Here is a 17724-nt window from a genome sequence, read left to right as displayed (position 1 = left end):
CTGTGGCCATTGCCGCCTTCAGCCTGGGGGCCGCTTTGTGCGGGGCGTTTGCCCATGCGTCGCAGGAGGCGGTGGACGAGGTCTCCCGGCTGCTGGAGCAGGGCAAGGCGCCCCAGGCCGCCAAGCAGGCCGAGGCCTATCTCAAGCAGAACCCGGCCGATGTGCAGATGCGCTTTCTGCAGGGCGTGATCGCCGCGGAGCAGCGCCAGAACGCCCAGGCCATCAAGATCTTCACGGCGCTGACCCGTGATTACCCCAGCCTGCCCGAGCCCTACAACAACCTGGCTGTGCTGTACGCCGCCGAGGGCCAGGAGCGCAAGGCCTCGGAAGTGCTGGAACAGGCCATTCGCACCAACCCCAGCTACGCCACGGCGCATGAGAACCTGGGCGACCTGTATGCGCGCATGGCCAGCGATGCCTATGCCAAGGCCTTGCAGCTGGACGGATCGCGCCAGGCCATCCAGCCCAAGCTGGCCCTGATCACGCAGATCTTCCCCAAGCAGGGCGGCGCCCAGGTCAAGACGGCCCAGGCCACGGCCACGGCAACGGCCGCCTCGACCAAGGTGGCCGATGCCAAGGCAGCCCAGGCCCGCGAAGCCGACGCCAAGCTGGCCGAGACCCGCGCCGCCGAAGCCAAGGCCGCAGAGGCCAAGGCTGCCGAATTCAAGGCCGCTGAAGTGAAGGCCGCCGATGCCAAGGCCGCCCAGGCCAAGGCGGCGGAAGCCAAGGCAGCGGAAGCCAAGGCTGCAGAAGCCAAGGCTGCCGAGGCCAAGGCTGCAGAAGCCAAGCTGGCCCAGGCCAAGGCGGCGGAAGCCAAGGCGGCAGAGGCCAAGCTGGCCCAGGAAAAGGCAGCTCAGGCCGCACAGGACAAGGCCCGCGCGGCCGAGGAAGCCAGGCAGGCAGCGGCCAAGGCCGCGGCTCCGGCCACCGCAGCAGCCGCCACCACAGCCGTGGCCGCTGCCGAGCCTGCCAAGGCAGCGCCTGCCGTCGATGAGAAGAAGGCCGCACAATCGGCTGCCGCGCAGGAGGTGGAAGCCGCCGTCAAGGCCTGGTCCACCGCATGGGCCGGCCAGGACATGGACCGCTACCTGGACGCCTACAGCGACCACTTCTCCCCGGCCGATGGCAGCAGCCTGGCCAAGTGGAAGGAACAGCGCCGCCAGCGCATCGTTGGCCGCACCGCCATCGTCGTCAATGTGCGCGACCTGAAGGTGACCGTGGATGGCGACAAGGCCACGGCCCAGTTCCGCCAGTACTACGCATCGGGCGCGCTCAAGACCACTACCCGCAAGACCCTGCGCATGCAGCGCGAAAAGGGACAATGGCGCATCACCCATGAAGGAACCGGCTCCTGATGCCTGAAAAAGCGCGTCCCCTGGCACTGCCACCCACCGGCCTGCTGCGCCTGCATGCGCGGGCCGCCGGGGTGGCCGTGCTGCTGGTCGCGCTGTCCGCGGTGTCGTTCAGCCCGGCAGCCCATGCCAGGCAGGCCAAGGCCTCCAAAACGACAGCTGCCAAGCCTGTGTCCTCCAAGCCTGCCTCCGGCAAGGCGGGCGCAGCCAGGCTGCGCGCGGCATCGGGCAAGCCTGCCCTGGCCGCCGCTGCGGTGGCCACGGCGGGCGGTGCCGCTGCCGTGGCAGCCACCCATGCCAAGGCCGCCGCCCCGGCACAGCAAAGCCAGACGGAGGCCCGCCTGCTGGCCATCATCCGCCAGGTGGAGCAGCGGGATCTGGATGGTGCGCTGAAGGCCGCCGGCGATCTCACTGCCGAGGTTCCCAATTTCCGCGCAGCCCAGCTGGTGTATGCCGACCTGCTGCGCTTCAAGACCGGCCGTGCCGGCGAGGTGCTGGCGGGCACGCCCGTCGCCGCCTCCTCCGCTCCCGTCCATCCGGGCCAGGGCGTGCTGGTGCGGCACAACCTGTCCGTGGGCAGTGTCGCGCGGCTGGAAGGCCCGGCCAGTCCCACGCAGGCCCAGCTGCAGGATCTGCAAAACGAACTCAAGCGCCGCCTGCAGGCCGACAGCGGCGCGCCGCCCGCGGGCTCCGTTCCGGGCGAGTTCCTGATGCTGGGCGCGTCGGTGCGGCATGCGATTGCCATCGACGCCAGCAAGTCACGGCTGTACCTGTTCGCCCATGAGGCGGGCGGGCTGCGGCTGGTGGGGGATTTCTATGTCTCCGTGGGCAAGCTGGGCACGGACAAATGGCAGGAAGGCGACCAGCGCACGCCGCTGGGCATCTACTTCGTGGGCCGCCACATCCCCGGACCCCGGCTGCCGGAGTTCTATGGCAAGGGTGCGCTCACGGTCAACTTCCCCAACGACTGGGACAAGGCCGTGGGCCGATCGGGCAGCGGCATCTGGCTGCATGGCTCGCCGCCCGACCAGTTCTCGCGCGCGCCCGAGGCCAGCGATGGCTGCCTGGTGCTGGCCAACCCCGACCTCACCTTGCTCATGCAGACCGTGGACCGGCAGACGCCGGTGCTGATCCGCGAGAAGCTGCAGTGGGTGGCCTCCAAGGCCCAGGCCCAGCAGAAGGCGGCAGATGCCTTTGTGCGTGTCGTCGAGGAATGGAAGAGCGCCTGGGACGGGGCCGACCCGCGCAAGCTGGCCGCGCTCTACGCGCCGGACCTGCTGCAGTCGCCCGCCTCGCGCGCATCGCAGGAACGGCTGGCCGCCTACCTGAACCGCCCCGGCGTAACGCTGCAGGACCTGTCCATCTATTCCTGGAAAGACGCCAAGGGAGAGATCCGCGTGGTCAACCTGCGCGCCAGCAGCAAGGCCTTCGCCGAAGGCCTGCCGCTGCGCCAGTACTGGCGCAAGACGGGCGGGCGCTGGCAGCTCTTTTCCGAAGACGTGATGGGCTGAATCGGGCCGAGTCCAGTTGCTCCCGATAGCGCCAGGCGGGGCCCGGCTCAGATGGTCTCGTTCTTGCGGTTGCTGTCGAACCGCCGCTCCGCATCGAACAGATGCTGTATCAGCACATGCGAGGTCATGTTCACGCCGATCCCGCCAATCATGGCCGGCAGCAGGTACAGCGCCGTGGACAGCTCCGAGACGAAGATGGCGTTGTCCGACAGCGACGGCGTCTGCCGGGCCGCCGATGCCAGGCTCTGCAGCAGGTAGACATCCACCCCCGCCATGGCCACCAGGGCCAGCCCGAACAGCAGCACCGTGGTGCGCGAGATGCTGCGCTTGGCCAGCAGGGCCGCGTAGATGGCGCAGGGAAGAACGACCGAGAAAACCACCAGGCTCCAGAATCTGGCTTCGGTGAAGACGGTGGTGCTGATGCGCAAGGCGTTCATCGGTGCGGTCCTTTGGGCGCCCAATATGCCGGGCTTGCGTAAACGCCCGGTGAACGGCAGGCAAACCAGCGGTTCCACATGCAACCAGCCGCGCCGGCCAGCGGCAGCCGACTGCAGCAATCACAAGATCAGGTCTGCCGCACCAGGTAGGCGGGCAGCTGCGTCTCAGGCAGCACGGCCAGCACCTTGAGCTGCAGCTGGGCGCGCTTGCGCGCCTGGGCCAGATAGTCCTGCAGCGCCTGTGCGGCCCGCTCGTACTCCCCCTCCCACAAGGCATCGACGATCTGCCGGCAGTTCTCCGTCAGCGGCGGGTTGGGCGATTGCGGAAACATGCGGCAGAAGGTGCTGTGGATCAGCCAGGGCATCTGGCACTGCTGCAGCATGCCCACCAGCTTGTCGTTGGGGTGCCGGGCCAGGAAGTCGCCATGCAGGTGCTGCTCGACTCGTTGTTCCAGGCGCTGTTCCAGGCGCAATGGTTCCTGCGTGTCCGGAACAGCTGGTGCCGTCGCGCCTTGCAGGCCGTGGCGCAGGCTGGCGAGCATGTCCCTGTCCAGGCGCGGCCCGCTTTCGCGCAGCGCTGCGGGCGCCTGCCCCGGGGCGGGGATGCAGGATGCAGGATGCGATTTGGCCGCCAGATCCTCAGGGTGCAAAAACCTCTGGGTCGTCGTTGCGCCAGGCGCCTATGCAGCCGATGAGGCACACCACAAAGCTGGTGATGGAGCCAGCTTCGCCCGCGTCCTCATACTCGGCCACGATGTTGACCTGCGGCTTGCGCCAGGCCAGCAGACGGCCGCCATGTCCCGGTCGCTCGATCCCATCATCCATTTGCGGCGGCCCAAAAACCGCCACCAGCGCTTCAGGCGCGGATCGCATGCTCAGCCCCGAAGGCAGGCTGCCCGCAAATACGGCCCGGATTCTGCTGTCTGCCCCCGGTGCAAGAAAATGCACGGAGCCAATGAGCCAGACATCGCCATCCTCCCAGTCTCTCCCCGTCCGCCTGGAAAGTGCCCGGGGTCGATAGACATCGATGCGCAGCGAGGATCTGGCAGACCAGATGATGTCGTCATCAAAATGGCTCGACGGCCTGGGCATTCGCTTGACACCCAATGGGCCAAGCAGTCGGGCCACTTTGCCGGCGTCATAGGGCTGGCCCAGCATGTCGATGAGTTCTTCGCAGGGGGATTTCATGGGCACGGCGGTGGTTCTCAACAATGGGTGCAATCACGCAATGCTGACAGGTGCGGCCCGCAAGGAGGGTATTCGTTCAGCTTTCGACGCAGCTGCCCGCATCTTCCTCCGGCAGGGTGACACGCCAGAAGAGGGATGGAAAGCCTTCGCCCACCGGCTGGTGGCCGGGCGGCTGCGACGCGGCCAGCTGCAGGTGCAGCACGCCGCAGGCATCCACCATGTGCTGGGAAATCCAGGGGCTGATGTCCATGCGACCATCGATCAGCACCAGGGGCTTTTCGCGCAGCTTCAGGGCCAGGGCCTTGGCCTCGGCCGTGGGGCCTGCGATCACGCGGATATCGCCGCCCAGCGCCTCGCGCGCGGGTTCGGCAAGCGCATGGCTCAAGGCCTTTGAATCGAAGTTTCTCCAGTGCCGGCTGTTAAGCCGCAGTTCACTGCGCGCCGAGGTCATCTGGGCCACGAGCAGCAAGGCCAGTTGAAGCGCCACGAAGCATTTGATGGCGGTGGTGATCGATATGCGCGACGGCTGCAGCCTGGCACCGGCCAGCTCCATGGCGACGGGAACGGCCAGCAGCAGAAAGGGCGTGCCCCAGTGCAGCTGCAGCGACGAGCCCGCAAATATGCCTATGGCACAGGTCAGCACGATGGGCGTGAGGCCAAAGCACAGGATCAGCGCGCGCGATGCATCGGCTGTCCCGGGACGCTGCGGTGTGTCCTGCGGCGCAAGGCGGCTGCGGCGGTGCAGGGCTATCACCAGTCCCAGCAGCACCCAGGCGAGCAATGCACGGTTGAGCAGCTGGTCGGCCAGCCAGTGCAGCGTATTGAGCAGTCTTGCACCACCGCCCAGGCTGGCGCCCAGCGAGGATTCGGTGGCATAGCGGATGGGGCCGAAGTCGTTCAGGAAAAGCCAGTACAGGTGCGGCGAGATGATGGCCAGCGAGATGGCCGCCGCCAGCACCAGGCCGATCATGTGGACCCGCTCGCGCCAGGCGCCTGACGCCAGCCAGAACAGGAATACCGCCACGGCGGCCAGGATCATCTGGTACTTGGCCAGTGCGCCCAGCCCCAGGCAGCAGCCCAGAGCGGCCCACCAGCGCAGCTGCCTGCCGCCCACCGCACGCCACACCAGCAGGGCGCTGGCCGCGAAGAAGGGCATCAGCACGACTTCATGGTTGAAGAAGTGCATCCGCTCGTTGTAGTAGGTGATGCACATGGCTGCCAACAGGGCCAGCGTGGCGTAGCGGCTGCCGCGCAAGTCATTCAGCAGCTTCCAGAAAAGGAACAGGCCCGCCAGCGTGAAAAGCGCGCCGGTGGCGTAGCTCGTGCGCGCAGACAGCCCGAACAGATGGACCGGCACCGAAAGCAGCCAGGTCGGCAGGGGCGGGTGCTTGTAGTAGCCCCATTCCAGGCTGTGCACCCAGGTCAGCTGTTCGAGATTGTCCTTGGGTGCCGTGAGGCTGGAGCTGTCGATCTGCAGCAGCCAGGCCACGGCAAAGACCAGCAGGCCGATGGCGATCTTGAGTGCGAGTGAAAGCGACGGAGCGGCCAGGGCCAGCGGAGCGCTTCGCGTGATCGCGCTCGCTGCTTGAGAGGAAACAGGAGAAGTCATGACAGAGGCCGGCAGCGGAGAGAAGTGCGCTGGCACAAGGGAAATTCCCAGGGAGACGGTCGAACGGGAGCTTCAGCGTTGGCTACGGACTCTTGGCTTACGCGGGCGCTAGAAGCCCGGCAGCTTATGTCTAGCTGGTTAATTCAATGTAAAGATTGTATGAAGATACTGTGGAGATGGCGGCCACGGCTCAGGCGCCGGCCGGCTCGCCGAAGTCGTGGACTGCCGCGCGCAGCAGCAGCATCGACAGGCGTTCCGCGGCGGGCGTCAGAGGCAGCGCAGCACGCGTGACCTGCACGATGTCGGGCGCCATCAGGCTCTCGCGCACGGCAATGGGCTCCAGTACACCGTTGAAGAGGGGCGTATCGGCCCACTGGCGCGGCAAGAAGGCGAGGGCGTCGCTGCTGGCCAGCAGCGCCAGCAGGGCCATCAACGATTCGGCGACCGTCACCACGCGCGGGCTGCGCAGGCCGAGCGCGGAGAACTGCTCCTCGAACTCTTCCTCACGGCGCTCGCGCAGGCCGGTGACGATCCAGTCCGCCTCCAGCAGCGCCTGCAGGCTGCCGGCGCTGCGCAGCGGATGGCCGCGGCGGGCCAGCACGACACGCTCGTTGCGGTGAACCAGGGCCACCTGGTAGCTGGCGCTCAATTGTCTCTCGGGCCGGGGGCCCAGATAGAAGTCCAGCCGGCCGTCGCGCAGCGCCGGCTCGACGGCCGGAAACAGGCCTTCGACGAAACGCAGGTGCACATCCGGCCAGTCGCGCCGGAACTGGGCATAGGCGCGGGCCAGCAGCGACAGCACGGGGGCGCTGGACAGAGCGACGGCGACATGGCCCTGCATTTCGCCGCGCGCCTGGGCGGCCTCCTCGCTGCCGCGACGCAGCTCCTCGAGCGCGGCCTGCGCGCGCAGCAGGAATCGCTCGCCCGCCACGGTCAGCGATACCCCGCGCGCATGGCGCTGGAACAGCGCCACGCCGAGCTCGGCTTCCAGCTCGCGCACGCTGCGCGTCAGTGCCGGCTGGGTCAGGCCCAGGCTGCGGGCGGCGCTGCGCAGGCTGCGTGCCCGGGCAACGGCGACGAAATTGCGAAGGTGATGAAGTTTGGGCATCGGTCGGAGCGTGTTTATGCCCGTTTCCGAGCACGCCAAGGCCAGGGGATTTCCCGCAGAGGCCGTGCACGCGGGCTCCGCCGCGCCTGAGCCGCCGCGGAACGCTCCAGTGATAACAGCCATGCATCGCTGAGGCGTTTCTGCCCTCTGCCGCAGCCGGCCTGCCAGACCTAGCATGCCCTCCATAACGTCGGCACAGCCCGGCGACCCCATAGGAGACAAGCAGCATGAGCATGAGGAAATGGGCCGGCGCCTGTGCGCTGGCAACCCTGGCGGCGGGCTCCGTCGCCGCGCAGACGGCCGCCGGCGGCACGGTGCGCATCACCAGCGCCTTTCCCGCGGGCAGCGGCCCTGACGTGGTGGCCCGGCTGGTCGCCGACAAGCTCTCGGCGCAATGGAGGCAGCCGGTCGTCGTCGACCCCCGGCCGGGTGGGGCCGGCGTGGTGGCCATCAATGCGATGAAGAACGCGCCGCCCACGGGCAACGACCTGGTGGTGGTGGACGTAGGCCACTTGTCCATCAATCCGCTGGTCTTGCGCAAGCTGGCCTATGACCCGCAAAGCGAGCTGACGCCGGTGGCGCTGCTCTACAAGACCGCCTTCTTCGTGGTGGTCGGCGCGCAAAGCCCCTTCCACAGCCTGGCCGAACTGATGGCGGCGGCGCGGCGCAAGCCCGGCATGACCTATGGCTCCAATGCGGTGGGCGGGCCGCTGCATCTGGGCGCGGCCCGGGCCGCGACCGCCATGGGTGTCGAAATGATGCATGTCCCTTACAAGGAGACTTCGCAGTTGTACGCCTCCGTGTCGACGGGCGAGGTGGACTGGGCTTACGGCAGCATTGCGACGTCCGGCCCCCTGCAGCAGGCTGGCAAGCTGCGCTTTCTTGCCGTGGCGGACAGCCAGCGTTCCCCGGCGCTGCCCGATGTGCCGACCGTGCAAGAGGCCGGTGGCCCGGCCGGCATCGATGCGCTGACCTGGGTTGCGCTCATGGCGCCCAAGGGCACGCCGCCGGCCGTCGCCGAGCGCATCAACGAGGCGGTGAACCGGGCCCTGTCCGCGCCTGACGTCAGGGATCGCCTGGCCGGTTTCGGCTTCTTCACCAGCATCGGCCCCGCAAGGCAGGTCGCCGACCTCATGCAGGCCGACCGCGAGCGCTATGCCGAAGTGCTGCGCCGCGTCAAGGTGACCGTCGATTGAGCCCCGGGGAGACGCCATGAAGACCGAAGTTGCGATCATCGGAGGAGGGCCCGCGGGTCTGATGCTGGCCATCGAGCTGGGCTGCAGGGACATACCGTGCGTGCTGATCGAGGAGCGCAGCGGGCCACCGACGCTGCCCAAGGCCAATGCCACCTCGTCCCGGACCATGGAGCATTACCGCCGCCGGGGCTTTGCCGACCAGGTGCGCAGGCTGGGGCTGCCGCCCTCTCACCCCCAGGACGTCGTCTATTGCACGCGGCTCACGGGGCCCGAGCTGGCGCGCTTTCGCATTCCCTCGGCCGAGGAGGCCGCCTCGGGCACGGCCTATGGCGACTACGGGGAACAGGCCTGGCCGACGCCCGAGCTGCCGCATCGGGCGCAGCAGATGTTCATCGAGCCCGTGCTCAGGGCGCAGGCCGAACGCCATGCCAGCGCCGTGCTGCGTTTTGGCCTGAGGGCCGAGGCGGTGCAGGACACCGGTTGCGCAGTGCAGATCGAATGCCGCGAGCCGGACACGGGCCGTACCGAGTTGCTGCAGGCCGCCTATGTGGTCGGCTGCGACGGGCCGCGCAGCCTGGTCCGCCAGGCCATGGGCGTCGTCTACGCAGGCCATGGCCGCGAGCGGCGCGATTTCCTGGGCGGCCAGATGATGTCCATCTACTTCCGGGCGCCCGGTCTGTACGGGCTGATCGGCAAGCCCAGGGCCTGGCAGTACTGGGCCGTCGGTCCCGGGCAGCGCGGCCTGCTGTGCGCCATCGACGGCGTGGACCGGTTCGTGCTGATCGTGCAGCTGCCCCAAGGCACCCAGCCTGCCGATTTCCATCCGCAGCAGGCGCTGCAGGCCGTCGTCGGCCGGCCTTTTGCGCACGAGCTGATCGCGCTGACCCCCTGGAACGCGGGCTATGCCCTGGTGGCCGAGCGCTTGCGGCACGGCAGGATGTTCATCGCCGGCGATGCGGCGCACCTGTTCACGCCCACGGGCGGCATGGGCTACAACACCAGCGTGGACGACGTCGTGAACCTGGGCTGGAAGCTGGCGGCGGCCATCCAGGGGGCGGCCGGCCCGGCGCTGCTGGACAGCTATGAGGCCGAGCGGCGGCCAATCGCCCAGCGCAACACCAGTTTTGCACGCAGCATGGCCGACAGCATCGGATGCCTGCCGGTCACGGCCGCAGTGGAGCAGGAGGGGCCTGCGGGCGACGGCGCCCGCCATGCGCTCGGGCAGGCACTTTCGGAGCATGTGGCACGCGAGTTCAACATCCCGGGGCTGCAACTGGGCCTGCGCTATGCCGACAGCCCCGTCGTCGCCCGGGAGTTGGCCGAGCCCCCGCCGGACGAGCCCAACCGCTACCTGCCTGGCGGCTATCCCGGCACGCGCGCTCCGCATGTGGCAACGGGGCCGGACCGGTCCCTGCTCGATGACTTCGGACGCGATTTCACACTGCTCGCATTCGGCCCGGACGGCCCGGACGGGCTGGAACGCTGGAGGCAGGCTGCTGCGCAATACGGCATCCGGCTGGATGTGGTGATGAGCGAAGACGGGCAGACGCGTGCGCTGTATGGCGCCGACCGCGTCCTGATCCGCCCGGACCACCACATCGCCTGGCGCGGCGACGGTGCGGCGCAGCCGACCGAGGTCATTGCGCTGGCGCTGGGCCATCGCACCCCGCCGGTGGGGCTCGGCTAGCCCCGGCCCATCCGGCCGCCTGCTCCCCGGGCCGTCCGGCCTTGCGCTTTCGTGACCCTGGCCAGTCCGGCCGGGGGACGCCGGCCTGCGCCTGAGTCTGCGCTTTCGCCGTCCTTGCCGACATCCATCACTTTCAGGAGACAACATGCCATACCCCTCCTTTCCTGTTCGCGCCGCGCTATGCCTGGCCGGTGCTGTTGCCGTGCCCTCGGCACCCGCCCTGGCCCAGGCCGTCACGCTCTATGGCCTGCTCGATGCATCCGTCGAGCACCTGACCGATGTGGGCCAGGGAGGCGCTTCGCTGAACCGCATGCCGGGCCTCACCGGCAGCGTGCCGTCGCGCATCGGCCTGCGCGGCTCGGAGGACCTGGGCGGCGGCCTGCGTGCCCTGTTCACGATGGAGCAGGGCCTGGCGCTCGACGCGGGCGTGCTGAACCAGGGCGGGCGCGCCTGGGGGCGCCAGGCCTTCGTCGGCCTGTCCGGCGACTGGGGCAGCCTCACACTGGGGCGCCAGTACACCATGCTGTACTGGTCCCAGCTCGATGCGGACATCCTCGGCCCGAATGCCTACGGTGCGGCATCGCTGGACAGCTACCTGCCCAATGCGCGCGCGGACAACGCGCTTGCGTGGCGCGCCGGCCTTGGCGGCTTCACCGTCGGCGCGACCTATAGCCTGGGGCGTGATGCCGTCAATGCGGGCCCCGGTCCCGCGGGAACCAACTGCCCCGGCGAGCAGCCGGGCGACTCCAGCGCCTGTCGGCAATGGTCGGCAATGCTCAAGTACGAGGCCAGGGCCTGGGGCATCGCGCTGGCCGTCGATGAAATCCGTGGAGGCCCCGGCGCCTTCGCAGGCCTGACCAGCAGCGCGCGCAAGGACCGTCGCTCCACCGCCGCGGGATGGGTGCGCTGGGGGGCATGGAAGCTCGGCACCGGGGTCATTGCCCGCCACAACGACGGCCGTCCCGACGCGCCACGCAGCGATCTCTGGTATCTGGGCGCCAGTTTCGCCGCCACACCGGCCCTGACCCTCGACGCGCAGGTCTTGGATCTGCGTTTCAGGCGAAGCGACGACGGGGCCCGGCTCTTTGCCCTGCGGGCCCGGTATTCGCTGTCCAAGCGCACCACGCTGTATGCGACCGCAGGGTATCTGTCCAACGAGGGAGCACTTGCGCTGTCGGTCAGCAATGCGGCGCCAGGCGCCGCGCCCGCCCCCGGGCGTTCGCAGAACGGCTTCGCTGCCGGCGTGCGGCATAGCTTCTGAGGCTCAACCCGCATGCGGGGTCCGCGTCCCGATCCATTTCCTTCCCACTTTCCACTTCCCGTTCCAGGAGACAGACCATGAAACTGATACGCCACGGCGCCAGCGGCTGCGAGAAGCCCGGCGCCATCGATTCCCAAGGCCAGGCGCGCGACCTGTCGGACCTGGTGCCCGATTTCACGCCCGAGTGGATGGCGCCCGGCAGGCTGGCCGCGCTGGCCGCCGTCGATCTGCAGCGGTTGCCACTGGTGGCGCAAGGCAGCCGCCTGGGCGCCCCTGTCGCCGGCACACGCCAGTTCGTTGCCATCGGGCTCAACTACCGGCGGCATGCCGAGGAGTCGGGTCTCGACATTCCGAAGGAGCCCGTGGTCTTTCACAAGGCGCTTTCATCGCTGGCCGGGCCGGACGACGAGGTGCGCCTGCCCGAAGCGTCGGTTGCCACCGACTGGGAGATCGAACTGGGCTTTGTGATCGGCACGCGCGCAAGCTGCATCCCCGTGGAAGGTGCGCTCGCGCATGTGGCCGGCTACCTGCTGGCCAACGACATTTCCGAGCGTGACTGGCAGATCAAGCGCAACGGCCAGTGGGGCAAGGGCAAGAGCTTCGATGGCTTCGGCCCGGTCGGGCCGTGGCTGGTCACGGCCGACGAGCTGCCCGACCCCCAGGCCATCGAACTGACGCTGTCCGTCAATGGCGAGGTCATGCAGCGCAGCAGCACGGCAGACATGATTTTTCCGGTGGCCTGTCTCGTGTCCTATCTGAGCCAGTTCATGACGCTGCTGCCCGGCGACCTTGTCATCACCGGCACGCCGGCAGGTGTCGGCCTGGGCATGAAGCCGCCCCGCTTCCTGAAGTCCGGCGATGTCATGTCGCTGGACGGCGGGGTTCTTGGGCGGCAGCTCCAGCGGGTGCGGTGATGGCCTCGCCCGCCCACCGGCCGCGTGGCGCTGCTCGCCGGTCTTCGCACAGTGAACATGCAAAGGAGGGGACACCATGAGCGGCCTTCCCACGCCATCTGGAACGACACCTGGAACGCCGTCCGGCGCGGCCGGGCAGCCGGCCGTGCATTCGATCGATGAGTTCGTCTTCAGCGTGCCCGATCTCGAAGCGGCGCGGCATTTCTACGCCAGTTTCGGGCTCGTGGTGCGCGACATCGACGGCGCGCTGGCGCTGCACACCTACGGGCACCCCCATCGCTGGGCGCGGGTGCTGGAGGCCGCAACGCACAAGCGGCTGCAGTGGCTGAGCCTGGGCATCCATGCGGCCGATCTCGATGCCTTCTCGCGCCGGATCGACGGCGCGGGGATCGCACGCATTCCTGCGCCGGCCGGTGCGCAGGCCGACGGTATCTGGATCGCCAGCCCCGACGGGGTGCCCATCCAGCTGCGCGCAGCCCCCAAGAGCTCTCCGTCGGCGCCCGCACCGCACGAGCTGCCGCCGGCCTGCCGCAATGCCGGCCGCGCGCCGGGTCGCAGCCTCATGCCGCAGATCCGGCCGCTGCACCTGTCGCATGTGCTTTTGTTCTGCGCCGACGTGGATGCCGCGCTGGCGTTCTACACCGAAGTGCTGGGACTCAGGCTCTCGGACCGCTCGGGCTCGGTCATCGCCTTCCTGCACAGCCCGCACGGCAGCGACCACCACCTGCTGGCACTGGCCGCATCGCATGGACCCGGCCTGCACCACAGCAGCTGGTGCGTGCCTTCTGTCGACGCCGTGGGCAGCGGCGCCCGGCAGATGGCTGAGGCGGGCTATGCGCAGGGCTGGGGCGTGGGCAGGCATGTGCTGGGCTCCAACTTCTTTCGCTATGTGCGCGATCCCTGGGGCAGCTTCGCCGAGTACTCCTGCGACATCGACTTTGTCGAGGCGGGCGCGGTGTGGCCTGCGGCCGACCATCCTCCCGAGGATTCGCTCTACGTCTGGGGGCCGGACGTGCCCGCCGACTTCGTCACCAACCACGAGCCGCCACGCTGAGGCGCCAGCCAATGCCCCAGACGCAGGAACGCCCCGCTGCCTTGCGGCATCGGGGCGCTGTGCAACATGGCCGGCTCTTTGGCCGCCTGTCGGTTGATACAAGGATCTGGCGGAGGCTGTGAGATTCGAACTCACGGACGGTTGCCCGTCGGCAGTTTTCAAGACTGCTGGTTTAAACCACTCACCCAAACCTCCGAAGCTGCGTATTCTAGCCGGGCTTATGCCGCTCCTGCCGGGGCAAAGGGCGTAAAAAAGGCGCCCCTGTGAAGGGGCGCCTTTTTTGGGTGCGGCGCGGATCAGCCGCGGGCAGCGATGGCCTGGGCTGCGGCCAGGGCCGTCATGTTGACCACGCGGCGCACGGTGGCGGAGGGGGTCAGCACGTGGGCTGCCGCGGCGCCGCCCAGCAGGATGGGGCCGATGGTCGTGCCGTGGCCGCCCGTGGTCTTGAGCACGTTGAACAGGATGTTCGCGGCGTCGAGGTTGGGGCAGATCAGCACGTTGGCCTCGCCGTGCAGCGAGGACTCGAGCAGGGCGCGGTCGCGGATGGCTTCGGACAGGGCGGAGTCGCCGTGCATTTCGCCGTCGCATTCCACGTCGGGGTTGGCGGCGGCGAACAGGTCGCGCGCGGCGCGCATCTTCAGCGCCGAGGGGCGGCTGGACGAGCCGTAGTTGCTGTGCGACAGGAAGGCCACCTTGGGCGGCAGGCCGAAGCGGGCCACTTCCTCGGCCGCCAGGCGGGCGATGTCGGCCAGCTCGGTGGCGTTGGGCGCCTCGTTGATGTAGGTGTCGGCGATGAACAGCGTGCCGCTGTCCAGCATCACGGCGTTGACGGTGGCGAACTCGCCAGCGCCTTGCTTGAGGCCGAGCACGTCGCGCACATGGGCCAGGTGGCTGTCGAACTTGCCGACCAGGCCGCAGAGCATGGCGTCGGCATCGCCCAGGTGGACCATGAGCGCGGCGATCAGCGTGTTGGAGCGGCGCACGGCGGCCTTGGCGGTCTCGGGCGTGACGCCGTTGCGGCCCATCAGGCGGTGGTAGGTTTCCCAGTACTGGCGGAAGCGCGGATCGTCCTCGGGGTTGCAGATCTCCACGTCCTTGCCCAGCACCAGGCGCAGGCCGGCCTTGGCGATGCGGGCCTCGATCACGGCGGGGCGGCCGATCAGGATGGGCTTGGCCAGGCCGTCATCGACAGCGACCTGGGCGGCGCGCAGCACGCGCTCGTCCTCGCCTTCGGCATAGGCCACGCGCTGCTGGTTGGCCTTGGCAGCGGCGAACACCGGACGCATGAACATGCTGGTCTGGTAGACGAAGCGGGTCAGGCTCTCGCGGTAGGCGTCGTAGTCGGCGATGGGGCGGGTGGCGACGCCGGACTCTTCGGCAGCCTTGGCCACGGCCGGCGCGATGCGCAGGATCAGGCGGGTGTCGAAGGGCGTGGGGATCAGGTAGTCGGGGCCGAACTTCAGCTCCTTGCCCTGGTAGGCGGCGGCGACCTCATCGCTGACGTCCTGCTTGGCCAGTGCGGCGATTTCGCGCACGCAGGCCAGCTTCATGGCTTCGGTGATCTTGGTGGCGCCGCAGTCCAGCGCGCCACGGAAGATGTAGGGGAAGCACAGGACGTTGTTGACCTGGTTGGGGTAGTCCGAACGGCCCGTGGCCATGATGCAGTCCGGGCGCACGGCCTTGGCCAGCTCGGGGCGGATCTCGGGTTCGGGGTTGGCCAGGGCCAGGATGATGGGCTTGTCGGCCATGGTCTTGACCATGTCGGCAGTGAGCACGCCGGGAGCCGAGCAGCCCAGGAAGACGTCGGCGTCCTTGACGGCGTCGGCCAGGGTGCGGGCGTCCGTCTTTTGCGCGTACTGGGCCTTGGAGGCGTCCAGACCACCGGGGCGGCCTTCGTAGATCACGCCCTTGGAGTCGCACATGAAGACGTTTTCGCGCTTGACGCCCAGGCCCACCATCACGTTCACGCAGGCGATGGCAGCAGCGCCGGCGCCGGAGACGGCGATCTTGACGTTGCCGATCTGCTTGTCCACCAGCTCCAGCCCGTTGAGCAGGGCGGCGCTGGAGATGATGGCCGTGCCGTGCTGGTCGTCATGGAACACGGGGATGTTCATGCGCTTGGACAGCTCCTGCTCGATGTAGAAGCACTCAGGCGCCTTGATGTCCTCGAGGTTGATGCCGCCCAGCGTGGGTTCGAGCGAGGCGATGATCTCGATCAGCTTGTCCGGATCGCGCTCGGCCAGTTCGATGTCGAACACGTCGACGCCGGCGAACTTCTTGAACAGGCAGCCCTTGCCTTCCATCACCGGCTTGCCGGCCAGCGGGCCGATGTCACCCAGGCCCAGCACGGCCGTGCCGTTGGTGATGACGCCGACCAGGTTGCCGCGCGCCGTGTATTCGGCGGCCAGCGAGGGGTCGGCCTGGATGTCCAGGCAGGGGTAGGCCACGCCGGGCGAATAGGCCAGCGACAGGTCGCGCTGGTTGGACAAGGGCTTGGTGGGCGTGACGGAGATCTTGCCCTTGTTGGGGCTGCGATGGTATTCGCGGGCTGCGTCGCGCAGGGCTTGTTCGGCGTTGGACAGGTTTTGGGTCATACAGGAATTCTCTGCAAATGCTCTCGGAGCTTACCGGATAGCTACAGCCTATGAGGGTCAGGACAGTTTTGCCTCAGGGATTTCGACAACAAGCCCCCTGGCGCCTATGGACGGCAGGGGGCGCACAGCCCGGCGGGTAGGCCGGGCGATTGTTGGGCGTGCCCGCCAGGGCGGGCACTGTTTCATCAGTGGGCGTCTGCCTGGCGTGCGGCCTGGACGGCAGCAGAGGTATCGCTGCTGGCTCCGTTGAAGAAAATGTTCAATGCCACCGCGGTAATCGAGGCCAGCAGGATACCGGATTCGATCAACGGATGAATGGCGTGGGGCATCCATTGGCGGAAATTCGGCGCCACCAGCGGAATCATGCCCACGCCGATGGACACGGCAACGATCATGGCGTTGTTGCGGTTGGTCTGGAAATCCACGTTGCTCAGGATGCGGATGCCGGTGGAGGCCACCATGCCGAACATCACCAGGCCCGCGCCGCCCAGCACCACGGTGGGCAGGGACTCGACCAGGGCGCCCATCTTGGGCAGCACGCCCAGCACGATCAGGATCACGCCGCCGGCCACGCAGACCCAGCGGCTCTTGACGCCGGTGACGGCGACCAGGCCCACGTTCTGCGAGAAGCTGGTGTAGGGGAAGGTGTTGAAGATGCCGCCGATCAGCGTGCCCAGGCCGTCGGTGCGCAGGCCGCGCGTCAGCTCGTCCTGGCTGATCTTGCGATCGGTCATGTCGCCCAGGGCCAGGAACATGCCGGTGGACTCGATCATCACCACCACCATCACCAGACTCATGGTGAGGATGAGGATGGGGTCGAACACCGGCGTGGCGATCTCGAAGGGCAGCACCATCGTGAACCATTCGGCCTTGGCGACCTTGCTGAAGTCCATCAGGCCCATGGCCACGGACAGCACGCCGCCGATCAGGATGCCCATGAGCACCGAGACGTTGGCCAGGAAGCCCTTGGCAAAGCGCGCGATCAGCAGGATGGACAGCAGCACGATGGCCGAGATGCCCACGCCGGTCAGGTCGCCGTACTTGGGGTTGGGAATGGTGGGCACGACCGCGAAACCCTTGGGCACGGGCGGCAGCGAGGAGCCCGGCGCGCCGGCCGTGGCCTGGGCGTCGGCCAGCCATTTCAGGTGCTCGGGGTTGGGCACGCTGGGCGCGGTGGGGCCGACGGGGTTGCCGAAGATCCAGTTCACGCCCACGCGCATCAGGCTGATGCCGATGACGGCAATGATGGTGCCGGTCACCACGGGCGGGAAAAAGCGCAGCATGCGGCTGATCAGCGGGGCGATGAGGATGGACACGATCCCCGCCCCGATCACCGAGCCGAAGATCAGCCCCGCCCCCGCCGAGCCGCCCGTGCTCTGCGCCATGGACACCATGGGCGCCACGCTGGCGAAGGTCACGCCCATCATCACGGGCAGCTTGATGCCGAACCACTGGGTCGCGCCCATGGCCTGGATCAGCGTGATCAGGCCGCAGCAAAACAGGTCGGCCGAGATCAGGTGGGCCACCTGCTCGGGCGGCAGGTTGAGTGCGCGGCCGACGATCAGGGGCACGGCCACGGCGCCCGCATACATCACGAGAACGTGCTGCAGGCCCAGCGCCGTGAGCTTGCCTGCGGGCAGCATCTCATCGACGGGATGAACGGAAGATTGCATGGGGATTTGTCTCCTCGGGATTTATGGGAACGGACGCCGGCGTGGCAGGTTTTGGCGCCAACATCCATACAAAAAGTGTATACAGATCATGGGAAATTTCTGCTCCCGGTAAACCCTGTTGCGGCAGTCGCGCCAACCCG

The 17724-nt window shown here is 68.1% G+C and carries 14 protein-coding genes and 1 tRNA gene; 7 read left to right on the top strand and 8 right to left on the bottom strand.

Annotated features, from left to right (window positions below; translation table 11 throughout):
- Window positions 1–71: 71 nt before the first annotated feature.
- The gene (locus JHD82_RS09070; protein ID WP_307838084.1) at window positions 72–1355 is read left to right on the top strand and encodes a tetratricopeptide repeat protein; all 1284 of its coding nucleotides are present in this window, start codon (window positions 72–74) and stop codon (window positions 1353–1355) included.
- Window positions 1355–2863 carry a murein L,D-transpeptidase family protein gene (locus JHD82_RS09065; protein ID WP_199136098.1) on the top strand — a complete coding sequence of 503 codons (1509 nt, stop codon included), beginning with the start codon at window positions 1355–1357 and terminating at the stop codon, window positions 2861–2863. The genes JHD82_RS09070 and JHD82_RS09065 overlap by 1 nt, the downstream gene beginning before the upstream one ends.
- 47 nt (window positions 2864–2910) lie before the next feature.
- On the opposite strand, the gene JHD82_RS09060 is transcribed toward JHD82_RS09065, so the two are convergent.
- The 5 genes from JHD82_RS09060 to JHD82_RS09040 all read right to left on the bottom strand — a co-directional run bounded on the left by JHD82_RS09060 (window position 2911) and on the right by JHD82_RS09040 (window position 7205).
- Window positions 2911–3300 carry a hypothetical protein gene (locus JHD82_RS09060; protein WP_012204008.1) on the bottom strand — a complete coding sequence of 130 codons (390 nt, stop codon included), beginning with the start codon at window positions 3298–3300 and terminating at the stop codon, window positions 2911–2913.
- A 128-nt stretch (window positions 3301–3428) separates the two neighbouring features.
- Window positions 3429–3842 (bottom strand): hypothetical protein, encoded by a 414-nt coding sequence (locus tag JHD82_RS09055; protein ID WP_233174675.1) that lies wholly within the window; start codon window positions 3840–3842, stop codon window positions 3429–3431.
- 97 nt (window positions 3843–3939) lie between these two features.
- Complete coding sequence (locus JHD82_RS09050) at window positions 3940–4488, bottom strand: hypothetical protein (protein ID WP_199136096.1); 549 nt, start codon at window positions 4486–4488, stop codon at window positions 3940–3942.
- Window positions 4489–4564: 76 nt separating this feature from the next.
- A complete protein-coding gene (locus tag JHD82_RS09045; RefSeq protein WP_374191640.1) occupies window positions 4565–6097 on the bottom strand; it encodes a glycosyltransferase family 39 protein in 1533 nt (510 codons plus the stop codon).
- Between the two features lie 190 nt (window positions 6098–6287).
- Entirely contained in the window at window positions 6288–7205 is a 918-nt protein-coding gene (locus JHD82_RS09040; protein ID WP_199136094.1) for a LysR substrate-binding domain-containing protein, read from the bottom strand.
- Between the two features lie 227 nt (window positions 7206–7432).
- On the opposite strand from JHD82_RS09040, the gene JHD82_RS09035 reads away from it, so the two are divergent.
- The 5 genes from JHD82_RS09035 (at window position 7433) to JHD82_RS09015 (ending at window position 13317) form a co-directional block, all read left to right on the top strand.
- The gene (locus JHD82_RS09035) at window positions 7433–8401 is read left to right on the top strand and encodes a tripartite tricarboxylate transporter substrate binding protein (RefSeq protein ID WP_199136092.1); all 969 of its coding nucleotides are present in this window, start codon (window positions 7433–7435) and stop codon (window positions 8399–8401) included.
- A gap of 16 nt (window positions 8402–8417) precedes the next feature.
- On the top strand, window positions 8418–10088 hold the full coding sequence (locus JHD82_RS09030) for an FAD-dependent monooxygenase (RefSeq protein ID WP_199136090.1): 1671 nt from the start codon (window positions 8418–8420) through the stop codon (window positions 10086–10088).
- 145 nt (window positions 10089–10233) lie between these two features.
- Window positions 10234–11349 carry a porin gene (locus JHD82_RS09025; protein WP_199136088.1) on the top strand — a complete coding sequence of 372 codons (1116 nt, stop codon included), beginning with the start codon at window positions 10234–10236 and terminating at the stop codon, window positions 11347–11349.
- A gap of 77 nt (window positions 11350–11426) precedes the next feature.
- The gene (locus tag JHD82_RS09020; RefSeq protein ID WP_199136086.1) at window positions 11427–12263 is read left to right on the top strand and encodes a fumarylacetoacetate hydrolase family protein; all 837 of its coding nucleotides are present in this window, start codon (window positions 11427–11429) and stop codon (window positions 12261–12263) included.
- Between the two features lie 76 nt (window positions 12264–12339).
- Window positions 12340–13317: a VOC family protein gene (locus JHD82_RS09015; protein ID WP_199136084.1), complete on the top strand. Its 978-nt coding sequence runs from the start codon at window positions 12340–12342 to the stop codon at window positions 13315–13317.
- A 107-nt stretch (window positions 13318–13424) separates the two neighbouring features.
- Here JHD82_RS09015 and JHD82_RS09010 read toward each other — a convergent pair.
- From JHD82_RS09010 to JHD82_RS09000, 3 genes are all read right to left on the bottom strand, one after another.
- A tRNA-Ser gene (locus tag JHD82_RS09010) sits at window positions 13425–13512 on the bottom strand.
- 101 nt (window positions 13513–13613) lie between these two features.
- Complete coding sequence (locus tag JHD82_RS09005; protein WP_012204029.1) at window positions 13614–15911, bottom strand: NADP-dependent malic enzyme; 2298 nt, start codon at window positions 15909–15911, stop codon at window positions 13614–13616.
- 185 nt (window positions 15912–16096) lie between these two features.
- Entirely contained in the window at window positions 16097–17584 is a 1488-nt protein-coding gene (locus JHD82_RS09000; protein WP_012204030.1) for a nucleobase:cation symporter-2 family protein, read from the bottom strand.
- Window positions 17585–17724: the final 140 nt, after the last annotated feature.

The sequence above is a fragment of the Delftia sp. ASV31 genome, from assembly GCF_016428765.1.
In the GTDB taxonomy this organism is placed as follows: domain Bacteria; phylum Pseudomonadota; class Gammaproteobacteria; order Burkholderiales; family Burkholderiaceae_C; genus Comamonas; species Comamonas acidovorans.
This window is presented reverse-complemented; position numbering and strand designations above follow the sequence as displayed.

Coding starts and splice junctions, on each gene's coding strand:
- JHD82_RS09065 (WP_199136098.1), top strand. CDS start 1,355: ATGCCTGAAAAAGCGCGTCCCCTGGCACTGCCACCCACCGGCCTGCTG.
- JHD82_RS09060 (WP_012204008.1), bottom strand. CDS start 3,300: ATGAACGCCTTGCGCATCAGCACCACCGTCTTCACCGAAGCCAGATTC.
- JHD82_RS09055 (WP_233174675.1), bottom strand. CDS start 3,842: ATGCTCGCCAGCCTGCGCCACGGCCTGCAAGGCGCGACGGCACCAGCT.
- JHD82_RS09050 (WP_199136096.1), bottom strand. CDS start 4,488: ATGAAATCCCCCTGCGAAGAACTCATCGACATGCTGGGCCAGCCCTAT.
- JHD82_RS09045 (WP_374191640.1), bottom strand. CDS start 6,097: ATGACTTCTCCTGTTTCCTCTCAAGCAGCGAGCGCGATCACGCGAAGC.
- JHD82_RS09040 (WP_199136094.1), bottom strand. CDS start 7,205: ATGCCCAAACTTCATCACCTTCGCAATTTCGTCGCCGTTGCCCGGGCA.
- JHD82_RS09035 (WP_199136092.1), top strand. CDS start 7,433: ATGAGCATGAGGAAATGGGCCGGCGCCTGTGCGCTGGCAACCCTGGCG.
- JHD82_RS09030 (WP_199136090.1), top strand. CDS start 8,418: ATGAAGACCGAAGTTGCGATCATCGGAGGAGGGCCCGCGGGTCTGATG.
- JHD82_RS09025 (WP_199136088.1), top strand. CDS start 10,234: ATGCCATACCCCTCCTTTCCTGTTCGCGCCGCGCTATGCCTGGCCGGT.
- JHD82_RS09020 (WP_199136086.1), top strand. CDS start 11,427: ATGAAACTGATACGCCACGGCGCCAGCGGCTGCGAGAAGCCCGGCGCC.
- JHD82_RS09015 (WP_199136084.1), top strand. CDS start 12,340: ATGAGCGGCCTTCCCACGCCATCTGGAACGACACCTGGAACGCCGTCC.
- JHD82_RS09005 (WP_012204029.1), bottom strand. CDS start 15,911: ATGACCCAAAACCTGTCCAACGCCGAACAAGCCCTGCGCGACGCAGCC.
- JHD82_RS09000 (WP_012204030.1), bottom strand. CDS start 17,584: ATGCAATCTTCCGTTCATCCCGTCGATGAGATGCTGCCCGCAGGCAAG.